Origin of the sequence: Sorangium sp. So ce367, from assembly GCF_051520455.1 — a bacterium.
Lineage (GTDB): Bacteria > Myxococcota_A > Polyangia > Polyangiales > Polyangiaceae > Sorangium > Sorangium cellulosum_B.
In genome coordinates, this window is the sequence record NZ_CP150334.1 from 3,742,408 (window position 1) to 3,757,037 (window position 14,630).

8 protein-coding genes are annotated in these 14,630 nt (G+C 74.3%); 7 read left to right on the forward strand and 1 reads right to left on the reverse strand.

Annotated elements, in window-relative coordinates:
• Positions 1-6 precede the first annotated feature (6 nt).
• Positions 7-3,162 (forward strand): ATP-binding protein, encoded by a 3,156-nt coding sequence (locus WME97_RS14450; RefSeq protein WP_437552477.1) that lies wholly within the window; start codon positions 7-9, stop codon positions 3,160-3,162.
• Between the two features lie 85 nt (positions 3,163-3,247).
• Positions 3,248-3,628 (forward strand): response regulator, encoded by a 381-nt coding sequence (locus WME97_RS14455; protein ID WP_437552478.1) that lies wholly within the window; start codon positions 3,248-3,250, stop codon positions 3,626-3,628.
• Between the two features lie 55 nt (positions 3,629-3,683).
• On the opposite strand, the gene WME97_RS14460 is transcribed toward WME97_RS14455, so the two are convergent.
• Entirely contained in the window at positions 3,684-6,203 is a 2,520-nt protein-coding gene (locus WME97_RS14460) for a hybrid sensor histidine kinase/response regulator (RefSeq protein ID WP_437552479.1), read from the reverse strand.
• A gap of 530 nt (positions 6,204-6,733) precedes the next feature.
• On the opposite strand from WME97_RS14460, the gene WME97_RS14465 reads away from it, so the two are divergent.
• From WME97_RS14465 to WME97_RS14485, 5 genes are read left to right on the forward strand one after another with little or no spacing between them, the layout of a single operon-like run.
• Positions 6,734-7,117, forward strand: a complete 384-nt coding sequence (locus tag WME97_RS14465) for a response regulator transcription factor (protein ID WP_437552480.1) — start codon at positions 6,734-6,736, stop codon at positions 7,115-7,117.
• 4 nt (positions 7,118-7,121) lie between these two features.
• Positions 7,122-9,296, forward strand: a complete 2,175-nt coding sequence (locus WME97_RS14470; RefSeq protein WP_437552481.1) for a chemotaxis protein CheA — start codon at positions 7,122-7,124, stop codon at positions 9,294-9,296.
• Entirely contained in the window at positions 9,293-9,730 is a 438-nt protein-coding gene (locus WME97_RS14475; RefSeq protein WP_012235290.1) for a chemotaxis protein CheW, read from the forward strand. Before WME97_RS14470 ends, WME97_RS14475 begins: the two co-directional genes overlap by 4 nt.
• A complete protein-coding gene (locus WME97_RS14480) occupies positions 9,720-12,266 on the forward strand; it encodes a methyl-accepting chemotaxis protein (RefSeq protein WP_437552482.1) in 2,547 nt (848 codons plus the stop codon). The genes WME97_RS14475 and WME97_RS14480 overlap by 11 nt, the downstream gene beginning before the upstream one ends.
• Entirely contained in the window at positions 12,263-14,626 is a 2,364-nt protein-coding gene (locus tag WME97_RS14485) for a HEAT repeat domain-containing protein (protein WP_437552483.1), read from the forward strand. The genes WME97_RS14480 and WME97_RS14485 overlap by 4 nt, the downstream gene beginning before the upstream one ends.
• The last annotated feature ends 4 nt before the right edge of the window (positions 14,627-14,630 follow it).

Consider the following 14,630-nt stretch of genomic DNA (forward strand, 5'->3'; position numbering starts at 1 on the left):
GAAGGGATGAAACAGCGGTCGAGCGAGGAGCGCGCAGAAGGGCGCGACTTCATCGAATGCCTGGAAGACCTCGCGATCGTGCGACCTGTGGACGACTCCGAAGAACATCTCCTCTGGGACACCGAGCTCCTGAAGCAGGAGCTCGCCCGCGCGAGCCCTGGCCGCGAGTCGGGGCTGATGCGGCTCCTCGCGGCGCGGGTCGCGATGAACAGCTCTTTCCAGTTCTTCGGCCTCCTCGACGCCCACGGTACGAGCTGGGAGTCGAACCACACCTCGACCAGCGGCGCCGGCGTGGAGCGGAGGGAGGTGCACGGCGTGCCCTTCTGGGAGTGCCGCTGGTGGCAGGGCTCGCCGGAGATCCAGGAGCGCCTGAAGGACGCTGTGCGGCGCGCGGCGCGCGGCGAGTTCGTCAGGTACGACGTGGAGGTCCTCGGGGGGAACGAAGGTGAGAAGCGCATCACGATCGATTTCAACCTGAACCCCGTGAAGGATCGGCAGGGCAAGGTCGTCTTCATGATCGCCGAGGGGCGGGACGTCACCGAGCAGCGGCGGCTCGAGCGCGAGGTCGCGCAGCACCGGGACGAGCTCGCGACGCTCGACCGCCTCAAGACGGAGTTCGTGGCCAACGTGAGCCACGAGTTCCGTACCCCGCTCACCCTCATCCTCGGGCGCGTCGAGGACGCGCTGTCGAGCCCGGCGGGGTCTCTCGGGGGCGACGGCCTCGCCGCGGCCCACAGGAGCACGCTCCGGCTCCTCCGGCTCGTGAACACGCTGCTCGATTTCTCCCGCATCGAGGCGGGGCGGCTCCAGACGTCGTTCGCGCCCACCGATCTCGCGCGGCTCACGGCGGAGCTCGCGAGCTCCTTCCGCTCGCTGATCGAGGGCGCGGGGCTGTCGCTCGTCGTGGACTGCCCGCCGCTGCCCGAGCCCGTCTACGTCGACGCGGCGCAGTGGGAGAAGGTCGTCATGAACCTCCTCTCGAACGCCTTCAAGTTCACGTTCGAGGGGGAGATCGCGGTCTCGCTGCGCGCTCACCCGGACCACGTCGAGCTGACGGTGCGCGACACAGGCACCGGGATCCCCTCGGAGGAGCTCCCGCGCATCTTCGAGCGGTTCCACCGCGTGCACGGCGCGCGCAGCCGGAGCATCGAGGGCACCGGGATCGGGCTCTCCCTCGTCCAGGAGCTCGTCAAGGCGCACGGGGGCTCGCTGCGCGCCTCGAGCGCGGTGGGGCAGGGGAGCGCGTTCACCGTGGCGATCCCGAGGGGCCGCGCGCACCTCTCGCCGGAGCGCGTGGTCGCCGCCGGGGAGCCGGCGCCCTCGGCGGCGAGCGCGAGCCTCCACGTACTCGAGGCGTCCCAGTGGTCTTCACCCCAGTCACCCGGGCGCGAAGGAGCGGCGCTCGCGGGCCCGGAGCCGCGCGCCGACGCCGCGCCCGCGCAGGTCGCCCCGGGCGGCGGAGAGGGCCGGATCCTCGTCGCCGACGACAACGCGGACATGCGCGAGTACCTCGTCCACCTGCTCACGCCGAGGTGGAGCGTGGAGGCGGCCCCGGACGGGCGGGCGGCCCTCGAGGCCGCGCTCGCGCGCCCGCCCGACCTCGTTGTGAGCGACGTGATGATGCCCGAGCTCGATGGCGTCGCGCTCCTCCGGGAGCTCCGCGCGGACCCGAGGACGAGCAGCGTCCCCGTGGTGCTCGTGTCCGCCCGGGCGGGGGAGGACGCCGTCGTCGAGGGCCTCGACACGGGGGCGGACGATTACCTGGTGAAGCCGTTCTCGCCGCGCGAGCTCCTCGCCCGTGTCCGGACGCAGATCGAGATGGCGCGGATGCGGCGGCGCGCGGTCGAGGCCGCGGAGCGGGAGCGCGCGCAGGAGCTGCCCCGCTTCCTGGACGCGGCGAGCGTGGTGCTGGCCGAGTCTCTCGACTATTCAACGACGCTCGCGCGGGTGGCGCAGCTCGCGGTGCCTGTCCTCGCCGACTTCTGCGTCGTCGACGCGCTCGACGAGGAGGACGGCGCCTTCCGGCGGGTCGGCGTGGCGCACTCGGACCCTTCGCTCGCCGCCGTGGCCGAGGAGGCGAAGCGCTTCGCGCCCAAGCTCGACGGCAACCCGGAGCACCCGCCGACCAAGGTGCTCCTCGAGCAGAGGTCGGTGCTCGTCGAGCACTTCACGGACGAGCAGATGCGCGCCATCGCGCAGAACGAGGAGCACCTCCGGGTGATCCGGGCCATCGGGGCGCACTCGTTCATGTGCGTCCCGCTGGCGCGGCGCGGGCGGCTCTTCGGGACGCTGACCTTCATGGTCGTGCGATCCGAGCGCCGGTACAGCCAGGCGGACCTCGCGGCGGCGGAGGAGCTCGGGCGCCGCTGCGCGCTCGCGGTGGACAACGCGCGCCTGTACAGGGACGCGCAGAGCGCGATCGCGCTGCGGGACGAGTTCCTCTCGATCGCCTCCCACGAGCTGAAGACGCCGCTCACCCCGCTCGCGCTGCAGATCCAGACCCTGATCCGCCGCGCGCCCGAGCTGTGCCCCGACAGGGAGCGCCTTCCGTGGCTCATGGACAGGCTCGGGCTCGTTCGCCGGCAGAGCGAGCGGCTCAGGCGGCTCGTCGAGAACCTCCTCGACATCTCCCGCATCTCCGCGGGTCGCCTCGCCCTGGAGCTCGAGCAGGTCCGGCTGTCGGACATCGTCCGGCAGGTGGTGTCTCGCTTCCAGGAGGGCGGCGAGATCGCGGAGGCGGGCTCGCGGGTCACCGTGAGCGCGGCGGACGACGCCGCAGGGAGCTGGGATCGTGTGCGGCTCGAGCAGGTCGTCGAGAACCTCGTCTCGAACGCGCTCAAGTATGGTCAGGGAAACCCGATAGAGATCACCGTCGCCTCGACGGGCTCGATGGCCACGTTGACGATCGCGGACCACGGCATCGGGATCGCGCAGGAGCACATCGGCCGGATCTTCGGGCGGTTCGAGCGCGCCGTGTCGGCGCGGCACTATGGCGGCCTGGGCATGGGGCTCTACATCACGATGCAGGTGGTCGAAGCGCTGGAGGGTTCGATCGAGGTGAGCTCGGTCCTGGGAGAGGGCTCGACCTTCAAGGTGACCCTGCCGCTCGCCGGCCCTCGGGCCTCGGGCCGGCAGGGTCTGCCGGGATTCGAGGGCGCCTGAGGCGCCCGGCGCGAGGGGGCCCCGCGGGCCGGCCCGAGGTCGTGGCGTCCTGGTCGCTGTCACCCTGCGAAGGGAGCGAGTGCGCATGACGACGAGCCGTCCCAGCAAGCGCATCCTGATCGTCGATGACGACGCCGCGATCCGCCGGACGTTGAGCGAGCTCCTGGAAGAGGAGGGGTATGCGGTCGCCTGCGCCGCGAACGGGCGCGAGGCCCTCGCATGCCTGCGGGACGACCCGTCGTCCATCGCGCTCGTCCTGCTCGACCTGATGATGCCGGTCATGGATGGGTTCCAGTTTCGCGCCGAGCAGAAGCGCGACCCGACGCTCGCCGCCACGCCCACCGTGGTGATGACCGCGCGCGGCGCGACGGAGCGCGCCGGCATCGACGCGGACGCGATCCTCAGCAAGCCGTTCGACGTGCTGAAGCTGATGGACACCATCGAGCGGAGCTGCCGGAGGGGGTGAGCCGGCGGCGCGCCGCGCCGATCGTGCGGGCGGCCGACGGCGCACGGCAGGCGGCCTAGGAGCCCGCCCTCGTGCCACACATGGTCGTGAGCACCGCGAGCAGCTCCGCCGGCTCGATGGGCTTCGGGACATGGGTGTTGAACCCTGCCCGCAATGCGCGCATGCGATCCTCGGTGCGCGCATAGGCGGTGAGCGCGATCGCCGGGGTGCGCCCCCCGCTCGCCGCCGGGAGCGCGCGGATCTTGCGGATCAGCACGTAGCCGTCCTCGCCGGGCATGGCGACGTCGGACACGAGCACGTCGGGCTGCAGCGCCTTCACCGCGAGCAGCGCCTCGGCGGCGGACGACACGGCCGTCACGCGCGCGCCGCACTGCTCGAGCATCGTGACGAGGAGCTCGCGCGTGTCGTCCTCGTCCTCGACCACGAGCACGTTCAGCGCCGCGAGCTCCGGCGGGCGGTCGCTCTCGGCGGAGGCGGACGGCAGCGGCGCCAGCCGGCGCCCCCGGGCGTGGCTCGGCGGCGCCGCGAGCGGCAGCTGGACGACGAACGTGGCGCCCCGACCCTCCCCGTCGCTCAGCGCGTGGGCCGTGCCGCCGTGCATCTCCACGAGGCTCTTCACGATCGTGAGCCCGAGGCCCAGGCCGCCGTGCCTGCGGGTCGTGCCGCTCTCGGCCTGCCGGAACTGCTCGAACACGTAAGGCAAGAACGCGGGCTCGATGCCCTGGCCGGTGTCGGACACGGTGATCTCGGCGGACCCGTCGGCGCGATCGAGCCGGATGCGCACCACGCCGCCCCGCGGCGTGAACTTCACCGCGTTGTTGAGCAGGTTCCAGACGACCTGCTGCAGCCGGCCCGCGTCGCCCGCGACGGCGCCCACGCCGGGCTCGAGGTGCGACTGGAGCTGCACCCCCTTGGCGTCGGCCGCCGGCCGCACGACCTCGATGGCGGCGTCGATCACCGGCGCGAGCTCGATCGGATGGACGTCCAGCCGGAGCTTGCCGGCCATGATGCGCGAGATGTCGAGCAGATCGTCGATGAGCTGCGCCTGCGCCTGGGCGTTGCGCTCCACCGTCTCCAGCGCCTTGTCGCGGCGCTCCTCCGGGAGCTTGCCGGTGCGCAGCATCCGGACCCAGCCGAGGACCGCCGTGAGCGGCGTGCGGAGCTCGTGGCTCATCGTCGCCAGGAACTCGTCCTTCAGGTGGCTCGCGGCCTCGGCCTCCCGCCGGGCGGACTGCGCCGCGGCGAGCAGGTCTTGCCGCTCCTCCTCCGCGCGCTTTCGCGCCGTGATGTCGAAGAACGAGGAGACGACGCCGGCCATCGAGCCGTCCGCGCCGCGGAGCGGCTGCGCGTTCACCGAGAGCCACACGACCGAGCCGCCCTGCCGCTCCAGCCCGAGGAGGACGCCCGACTGGGGCGCGCCGGTCCGGAGCGCGATCTGCGAGGGGACCATCTCGAAAGGGAATGTCGAGCCGTCCTCGCGGACGAGCCGGCATGACGGGCCCAGCATCGTGGACCCGACGAGCTCTGCCATGGGCAGGCCGAGGATCCGCTCGGCGCTCGCGTTCGCGGTGCGGATGACGCCGCGCTCGTCCTGGAGCGTGATGCCCTCCTCGAGCGCGCTGATGATGACGCGATAGCGCTCCTCGCTGTCCCGGAGCGCCCGCTCCGCCTCGATCGCGTCGGTCTCGTCGCGGGTGATCAGCACCGCGCCCGCGGGCGAGCCGTCGGCGTGCCTGAGCGGCGATGCCGTCCCGGCGAGGGCGCGGATCGAGCCGTCCGGGCGCGTGACGAGCCAGCGCGCGTTCTCGACCTTCTCGCCCCGGAGCGCGCGGTGGAGCGGGTCCTCGTCGGGGCGCAGCGGCCGGCCGTCCAGCGCGAGCAGCCCTCGGGTCCGGAGCGACTCGAGCGCGTCGCTCTCGTACACCCCGTGCTGCCGCTGGGCCTCGCCGTTGCAGATGCGGAGCGCCCCGCGCGCGTCCGCGGCCATGATGCCGTCGCCGCTCTGCTCGATGAGCGCCCGCAGCAGATCGCGCTCCACCGCCGCGATCCGCTCGGCCCGCTCGGCCCGCTCGCGGAGACGCTTCGTGCGAAGGAGCGCACCGACGCGCGCCGACAGCGCGGCCGCCGGGCAGGGCTTGACCACGTAGTCGTCGGCGCCCGCGGTGAGCCCCTCGACGAGGTCCTCCTCCTGCCCGGCCACGGTCAGGATGAGGATCGGGAGCCCGACCGTGGCGGCGCGCGACCGCAAGAGACTACAGATCTCGGTGCCGGACAGGCCCGGCATCACCTGGTCGAGCACGAGGACGTCCGGCAGATCGCCCCCCGCCACGCGCTCGAGCATCGCGGCGGCGTCCGTGAAGACCTGGGCCTCGTACCCTGGCGCGAGGGCGCGCGCGGCCATCTCGGCCTCCAGCAACGAATCGTCGAGGATCCACACCACCCCACGCTGCGCGTGCTCGCTCGGCGGAGGCTCCATGCCCACCTCCCGGACGCCTCGCCCGGCGGCCGGCGCCGGCCGCCGGGGCGGGCCGTTCGCGTCGCGCGCGGCGTCGGCGAGCACGAAGTCCATCGTCATTGGCCGATTCATGGTTCTCCAGGAGCAGCAGGGGCCGTGAGGCATATCGCCACAGGGCGGTGCCTCTCGGGACGGGACGGGGTGGGGCGCGGAGACGCGTTGGTTCCGCAAGCATCTTTACCGCCCAGTCTCATCTGAGGGAGAGCCCGCGACGATGCAAGCCTAATACGATGAAAGGCGCCCTGTTGCCCTCTTCTGCCTGTGTGCGTCGGTTGCTTCCGGTTGCAGCCGGTTGCAGCCGGTTGCGTCTGGCGCGTCTGGTCGCGTCAGGTTGCTTCTGGTCATTGCGCCACGCATCGCCCAGCGCTCGCCGGGTTCCATCGACGTCTGTACATGGCGATGGCGTTCGCGTGCGCCGACGTTCGCTGGCACACTGGCGTTCCTCGACGCGCGGGCGGCGCCTGGCCGCCCGAGCGTGGCATCCGAAGCTCGGGACGTGTCCGACGGGATTTCCCTGATTCTGGCACGGACGCACAAGCGCGATTGACACCCCGCATTCGGAAAGGCTATTCCCTCGACCGAGCACCGCTGTGGCAGAGATCCTCGTCGTCGATGACAGCCGGGTGATGCGCGAGATGGTGGTGGCCTGCCTCCGGGCAGAGCAGCACGGGTTCGCGCACGCGGCGAGCGGGCTCGAGGCGATTGAGACGCTCTCGCTCAGGCCGTTCGATCTCGTGGTGCTCGACCTGAATATGCCCGACATCGGGGGACTCGAGGTGATCGAGTTCATCCGGGGTCAAGACAGGCTGCGGAGCCTGCCGATCCTGGTGGTGACGACCCGGGGTGATGAGGAGTCCCGCGCCCGCGCGCTCGCCGCGGGGGCGTCGGAGTTCATGACGAAGCCCTTCACTCCCGACGCCATCCTGGCCAGCGTGCGCGCGCTCCTGCAGGACGGCGTCGCCAGCGCCGGATGACCGGATGGGCGGCGCGCTCGATGTAAACGAGTTCGTGGCCGGCTACCTCGTCGAGGTGGAAGAGCACCTCTCCGCGTCGACGGCCAACCTCCTCGCCGCCGAGGCGGCCCTCCGCGGCGGCGAGTCGAACCCCAAGGCGATCCGGGAGCTCTTCCGCGCTCTTCACACCATCAAGGGCCTCTCCGCCATGGTCGGCGTGGAGCCGATTGTGGATCTCGCCCACGCGATGGAGACCGTGCTCCGGGCGGCGGATCGCGCGGCCGGGAGCCTCTCCGCCGCGTCGATCGAGGTGCTGCTCCGCGGGCTCCGGTCCATCGAGGAGCGGGCGCGGGCCCTCGCCGAGGGCAAGCCGGTGCTGCCGGCGGCGCCAGAGCTCCTCGCCGCGCTCAACGCGCTCGATCTCGCCGCCGCGCCGTCGCCGCCCGTGCCGATCATCGGCGCCGATCCCGAGATCCTCGCGAAGCTCGGGCCCGGCGAGCGGGTGCAGCTCGCGCAGGGCGTGGCCGGCGGGCGGCGCGCGCTGCGGGTCGACTTCGTCCCCTCGCCGGCGCGCACCGCCGAGGGGGTGAACATCACGACCGTCCGCGAGCGCGTCGGCAAGCTCGCCGAGATCGTCAAGGTCATCCCGCTCTCGGTGCCGGCCAGCGAGGGCGCGCCGGGCGGCATCGCCTTCGCGCTCCTCGTCCTCACGAGCGCGACCGACGAGGAGGTCGCGCGCGCGGCGGCGGCGGATGGCGTCCGCGCGCTCACCGTGGAGCCCCCCGTCCCGCCGGCCGTCGCGGCGCTGGCGGAGCGCGAGCCGGACGAGCCGGCGGACCGGGAGCCCCAGCTCCGAGGCGTCGTCCGCGTCGAGGTGGCGCGCCTCGACGACGCGCTCGACAAGCTGTCGGCGCTCGTCGTGACGCGGTTCCGGCTCGCTCGGGCGGCCGCCGAGCTGCGCGCCCGCGGGGTCGACACGCGCGATCTGTCGGAGATCCTGCGCGAGCACGACCGGACGCTGCGCGACCTCCGCGGCGCCATCATGCGCGCGCGCATGATCTCCGTGACGGAGCTCCTCGAGCGCGTGCCGCTCGTCGTCCGCGGCCTCGGCCGCGCGACCGGCAAGCAGGTCCGGCTCGAGATCGACGCCGGCAAGGCCGAGCTCGACAAGGCGGTCGCGGAGCGCGTCTTCCCTGCGATCGTGCACCTGCTCCGCAACGCCGTCGATCACGCGATCGAGCCGCCCGCCGAGCGGCGGCGCCTCGGCAAGCCCGAGGAGGGCGTCGTCCGGGTCTCCTGCTTCGAGCGCTCCAGCAACCAGCTCGAGCTCAGCGTCGCCGACGACGGCCGCGGCATCGATCGCGCGCTGGTCGCGCGGCGGGCCGGCCGCCCCGCGCCCGAGAGCGACGCGGCGCTGCTCGACCTCATCACGCTCCCCGGGCTGTCGACGCTCGACCAGGCGACGAAGACCAGCGGCCGCGGGCTCGGGATGGACATCGTGCGCCGCATCGCCGTGGAGCAGCTCAGCGGCGAGCTCTCGGTGAGCACGTCGCCCCGCGCCGGCACCACCTTCACCCTCCGGATCCCGCTCACGTTGACCATCGTGGACGCCTTCTCCTTCCTGTGTGGTGACCAGCTGTTCGTGACGCCCGTCGCGGGCGTCGAGGAGGTCGTGGAGATCGACGCCGCGCGCATCATTCGCGGCCCAGCGCCGGGCGAAGCGCGGGGCGGGACGATGTTGCCAGCCCTGGGCGAAGCGCGGGGCGCGGCGATGTTGCCAGCGCCGGGCGAAGCGCGGGGCGGGACGACGTCGCCAGCGCCGGGCGAAGCGCGCGGCGGGACCAGGCTGCCAGCGCCGGGCGAAGCGCGGGGCGGGACCATGTTGATCGAGCGCCGCGGCGAGGTCGTGCCCCTCGTCGATCTCGGCGCCCTCTTCGAGCTCGGGGCCTCGCCGGCGCGCAGGGCGCTCGTCGTCCGTCGCCACGGCGCGCCCTTCGCGTTCGGCGTGACCCGCGTGATCGGCCAGCAGGAGGTGGTCGTGCGGCCGCTCGAGGACCCGCTCGTCCGGGTGCCGGGCGTGTCGGGCTCTACGGATCTCGGCGACGGGCGCCCCACGCTCGTCCTCGACCTCGTGACCCTCAGCGGCAGGGTCTCCGCTGGCCGCGGCGGCCGCGGCGCGCTCGCCCGGGTGGCCTCGTGAGCGATCTGCACGTGGTCCTGAAGGTGGCGGACACCGAGTACGTCATCTCGGCGGCGGACGTGCTCCACATGGAGTCGTTCGCCGGGGCGACCCGGGTGCCGGGGGCGCGATCGTACGTCGGCGGCCTGGTGCAGATCCGGGGCCGCGTGGTCCCGGTCGTGGATCTGCGCGTCCGCTTCGGGCTCCCGAGCGCGGAGCCGACGCTGGACTCGCGCGTCATCGTCGTTCAGCGCGGCGGCCGCACCGTGGGCCTCCTGGTGGACAGCGCGCGTGAGGTCGTCAACATCGCCGAGGGCGAGCTGAGGCCGCCCCCCGAGGTCATGGCGGAGGAGAGCGCCGGGTTCGTCAGGGCCGTCGCGAAGCTCGGGGAGCGCCTCGTCATGCTCGTCGACGTCGGCAGGATCATCGGTGAGGAGCAGGATCATGGCATCTGATGCAATCGCGGACATCGACGGCGCGCTCGCGCGGGCGGAGCAGACCGAGCGCGCGCTCCGTCAGGCGGTCGCGACCGTCGCCGGCGTCGAGCAGGCGGCCGCGCGGCTCGCCGCCCTCGGCGCCGAGCAGGCCGCGGCTGGCAGGGAGCAGGGGGCCATGGCGGGGGCGCTCGCGGGCGAGCTCGAGGAGGCCGGGTCGGCCGCCCAGGCGCTCGCCCGCTCCGGGCAGCGGGTGGGCGACGCCGTCATCGAGGTCGTGAGGGGGACCGAGGGCATGGCGAGCGGCATCGGCGCGCTCGCCCCCGCGCTCGCCAGCGTGAAGGGCGACGCCGAGACGCTCGCCGCGTCGGCGGAGACGACCGCGGCGGCGCTCGAGGAGATCGCCCGCTCGGTGAAGGCGGTGAGCGCCAGCGCCGAGGAGCTCGCGTCCTCCAGCGAGGAGCTCCTCGGGTCGGTCTCCGTGACGAGCGGATCCGCCGACGAGGCGGCGGCCCGCGGCGAGAGCAACGCCGCGGCCATCGAGGAGATCGGGGCCACCATCGAGGAGATGTCGAAGGGCGTCGCGCGCCTCTCGAGCGACGCCAAGGGGGTCGGGGCGCAGATCTCGACCATGGCGGGGACCGTCGTGGGCGTGAGCGGCTCCCTCGATCGCGTCGCGAAGGACGCGATCGAGATGGCGAGCGCGGTCGAGGAGACCGCGGCGACCGCCGAGCAGATGGCGCGGTCGATCCGCGGGGTGGCCGAGAGCGCGAAGGCGCTCGACTCGAGCACGTCGACGACCGCGAGCACGATCACGGAGATCGCGAGCTCGGTCGAGGAGGTCGCGGCCACCGCCGAGAAGAACGCCGCGACCGTCGAGGCGAACGCCGTCGCCGCCGAGGAGCTCGCGCGGACCGCGCAGCAGGTCGCGCAGAGCGCCGAGCAGATCAGCGGGCTCGCGGCCGGCAACGCCGCCACGTCGTCGCAGGTCGAGGCCTCGACGCGGCGGATCGTCGCCATCGTCGAGACCGCGCGCGCGACCGCCGAGCAGGGGGTCGCGACCGCGCGCCAGGGCGCCGCGACGGTCGGCAGGTCCATCGCCGGGCTCGGGAGCATCCGGCAGGCGATGGCCGACTCCGCGTCGGTCATGAAGGAGATGGGCAAGCGGGCGGAGGAGATCGGCGACATCGTCCAGACGATCAACCTGATCGCCGACCGCACGAACCTCCTCTCGCTCAACGCCAGCATCGAGGCCGCGCGCGCGGGGGAGCACGGCCGCGGCTTCGCCGTCGTCGCCGAGGAGATCCGCAACCTCGCCGATCGGGCCGCCGTCTCGAGCGCCGAGATCGCCAAGATCGTCCGCGCGCTCCAGGCGAGCGCCCGGGAGGCGGTGGCCGCCTCGAGCGAGGGCGTGAAGGTCGCGGACGAGGGGACCCGGCTCGCGAGCGACGCCGATCGGGCGCTCACGTCCATCCTTCAGGGGGTCGAGGAGCTCGGCCGCTCGATCCGCGACATCGACCGGGCGAACGCGGACCAGGTGCAGGCGGTGGCCTCCCTGACCCAGACGGCGTCGCGCATGAGCGACGAGGGCAGGGCGGTCGCGCGCTCCGCGGCCGAGCAGACCAAGGCGATCCAGTCGCTCGCGCAGGGCAGCGCGGAGATGCGGCGCATGGCCCGGCAGACGAAGGACGCGACCGCCGAGCAGGCGCGCGCGCTGCGGGACGCCGTGAGGGCCAACGCGCAGCTCACGTCCACCGCCGAGCGGGTGTCGCGGGCGATGGACGAGCAGGCGACGGGGGCGTCGCAGCTCGCCAAGGTCGCCGCGCAGATGCGCGCGCTGACCCAGCAGACCAGCGTCGCGATGGTCGAGCAGACCCGCGCCCTGGCCGGGATCACCGCGCTCACGCAGGAGGTCTCGGGCGCGTCGCAGCGCATGGTCGCCGGCCTCGCGGAGCAGGCGGGCGGCGCGACCGAGATCTCGCGCGCCATGGACGACATCCGGCGGCTGTCGGTCCAGTCGGCGCGGAACATCGGCGAGCAGGCGCGGGCGGCGAAGCAGCTGGAGGCGTCCGCCCGCCAGGTCGCGCGGCTCGCGGCGGCGGTGACCGCCGCCACGGCGGACCAGGGCAAGGCGACGGCGTCCCTCGCGAAGGAGGGGGAGTCCGTGCGCCGGATCGCCAGGCAAACGGCGCGGGCCGTGGCCGATCAGGCGGAGGCGATCGCGGCCCTCGCGTCGGGCGCGAGCCGGCACACGTCGTCGCTCCAGGCCGCCGAGAAGGGGATCGGTGAGCTCTCGACCCGGAGCGAGCAGCACGCCGCCTCGCTCTCGCGGCTGCGCGACCCGGTCCGGGAGCTGCTCGCCTCCACGGCCAGGCACGCGAGGGACACCGGCGCGATCGCGAGCGACGCAGGCCAGGTGCTCGAGCAGCTCGGCAGGATCCGGCAGGCGAGCGCGGAGCACGCGGACGCGGTCGCGGGCGTCGTCGCGACGGTCGCCCACGCCGTCGCCCACATCAAGACGAACGGGACGCCGCACCCCGCGCCGGAGACGGCATGATCGCCCGTCGACACGCGCCCGCGCTCGCGGTCTCGGACGCGGAGCGGCAGCGCGTCGAGCGGGTCGAGCGGCTCGCCGCCTCGGGGCCTCCGGGGGCGCCTGAGCTCATCGAGATGCTCGCGGATCCGAGCTGGACCGTGCGGCGGGCCGTCGTCGCGTCGCTCGCGGCGCTCGGCGACGCGGCCGTCCACCCCCTCTGCGCGTGCCTCTCCGCCCGGCGCGACAGCGAGGCGCGCATCGCCGCCACGGTCGACGCGCTCGTCGCGTCGCTGGGCGACGTCGACGCCGCCGTGCTCGCGCTGACCCTGGATCCTCGCCCCGCGCTCGTCGCCGACGCGGCGCAGATCCTCGGCCGCCGCGGCAGCGCGAAGGCCATCCCCCGGCTCGCGGAGCTCACGTCGCACCCCGACGACAACGTCGCGGTCGCCGCGATCGAGGCGCTCGGCCGGGTCGGCGGCAGGTCCGCCGTCGACTCACTCGTGGATGCCGTCTCGAGTGGAAATTTCTTCCGTGTCTTCCCGGCGATCGACGTGCTGGGCCGGAGCGGCGACCCGCGCGCGACCGACCCGCTGGCGGTACTCCTCGAGGATCCGCGCTACGTGCTCGAGGCGGCGCGGGCGCTCGGCCGCACCGGCAGCCGCGGCGCCGTGGCGCCGCTGGTGCGCCTCCTCGGGCGGCCGAGCGACGGCGTCGTGCGTGTCGCCGCGGCGGCGCTCGCCGAGCTGCGCGAGCGGTACCGCGAGCGCTACGCGACGGTGGCGCCGATCGACGAGGCGCTCCGGAGCGAGGCGCCGGCGCCCGGCGTGGCGCGGCGGCTCTCCCAGAGCCTCGCGGGCGCGGATCCGGCCGAGCAGGCCGCCCTCTGCAGCGTGCTCGGCGCGATCGGGGGCGAGGAGGCCCTGCTCGAGCTGACGCGCCTGCTCGACGCCGATCCTCCCGTCGCGAGCGCCGCCGCGGACGCGCTCGGCCAGCTCTCGCGGAGCGCGGACCCGCGGGTGCTCGCGGCGCTGCGCGACGGCGACAGCGCGCGCAGGCTCCTGCTCCTGCCGCTCGTCCGGGGCGTCGCGGCCGCGGGCGACGTGGAGCGCTGCCTCGCCGATCCGGACGCGGAGGTCCGCGCCGCGGCGTGCGACGCGCTCGCGCGCATCGCGGAGCCCGGCTCGGCGCGCGCGCTGTTCCAGGTCCTCGACGACCCGAGCCCCCGCGTGGTCCACGCCGCGACGGCCGCGATCCAGGGCATCGGCGGCCCGGACGTCGAGGCGCTCGCGCTCGCCGCGGCCCGCGACGGGGCCCCGGCCGCGCGGCGGACGGCCCTCCGGATCCTCGGGCACCTCGCGCCTCCGTCGGCGCTGCCGGTCTTCCTCGACAGCCTCGGCGACCCCGACGTGCGGGCGCGCGAGCAGGCGATCCATGGCCTCGCGTCCCTCGCGGCGCCGGCGGCGCTCGACGCGCTCGTCGCGGTCGCGGCCGATCCCGCGGCGCGGATCCGGGCCGTGGCGATGCGGGCGCTCGGGCAGTCGCGCCGGGATCCCCGCGTGATCGACGCGCTCCTCGCGGGGCTCGGCGACGGCGACGCGTGGGTCCGGTACTACGCCTGCCAGTCGCTGGGGAAGCTCGGGTGGGAGGCGGCGGCAGGGGTGATCGCCGAGCGGCTCCGGGACGAGAGCGGCCAGGTGCGCGTGGCGGCGATCGAGGCGCTGTCGGGGATCAAGGGCGATCTCGCGCTCGCGGCGCTGGAGCAGGCGGCCCGGGACGGCGACACGGACATGCGGCGGTCGGCGCTGATCGGGCTCGGCATCGCGGGGCGGGAGGCGTCGCTGCCGACGTTGCTCGACGCGCTCTCGTCCGCGGACGTGGCGACCCGGCTGGTCGCGGTCTCGGCCATCTCCGGCTTCTCGTCGCCCGAGGTCCTGCCCGCGCTCGTGCGGGCGGCGAGCGACTCCGACGAGAGCGTGCAGGCGGCCGCGACCAGCTTCATCGCCGGGCGGCCCGGCGTCGAGGCGACGAGGACCCTGGTCGCGCTGCTCGTCACGTCGCGGGCGCAGGGGCCGCTCCTCGCCGCGCTCTCGACGCCCGTGCCGGGCCGGATCGAGGGCATCCTCGACGCGCTGGGGACGGCGGACGACGAGCTCTCGCCGCTCCTGACCGCGGCGCTCGCGCGGATGCGGCTCCCCGGGGCGCACGCCGCGCTCCTCGAGGCGCTCCGGCTGCCGCGCGCGCCGGCGCGGAAGGCGGCCGCCACGACGCTCGCCGCGGTGGCCACCCGCGAGGGCTTCGCGGCGGTCGAGCGCGCCGCGCGGACCGATCCAGATCCCGAGGTGCGGCGCGTGTCCGCGTCCGTCCTCGCGCAGTGGGCCTGATCCC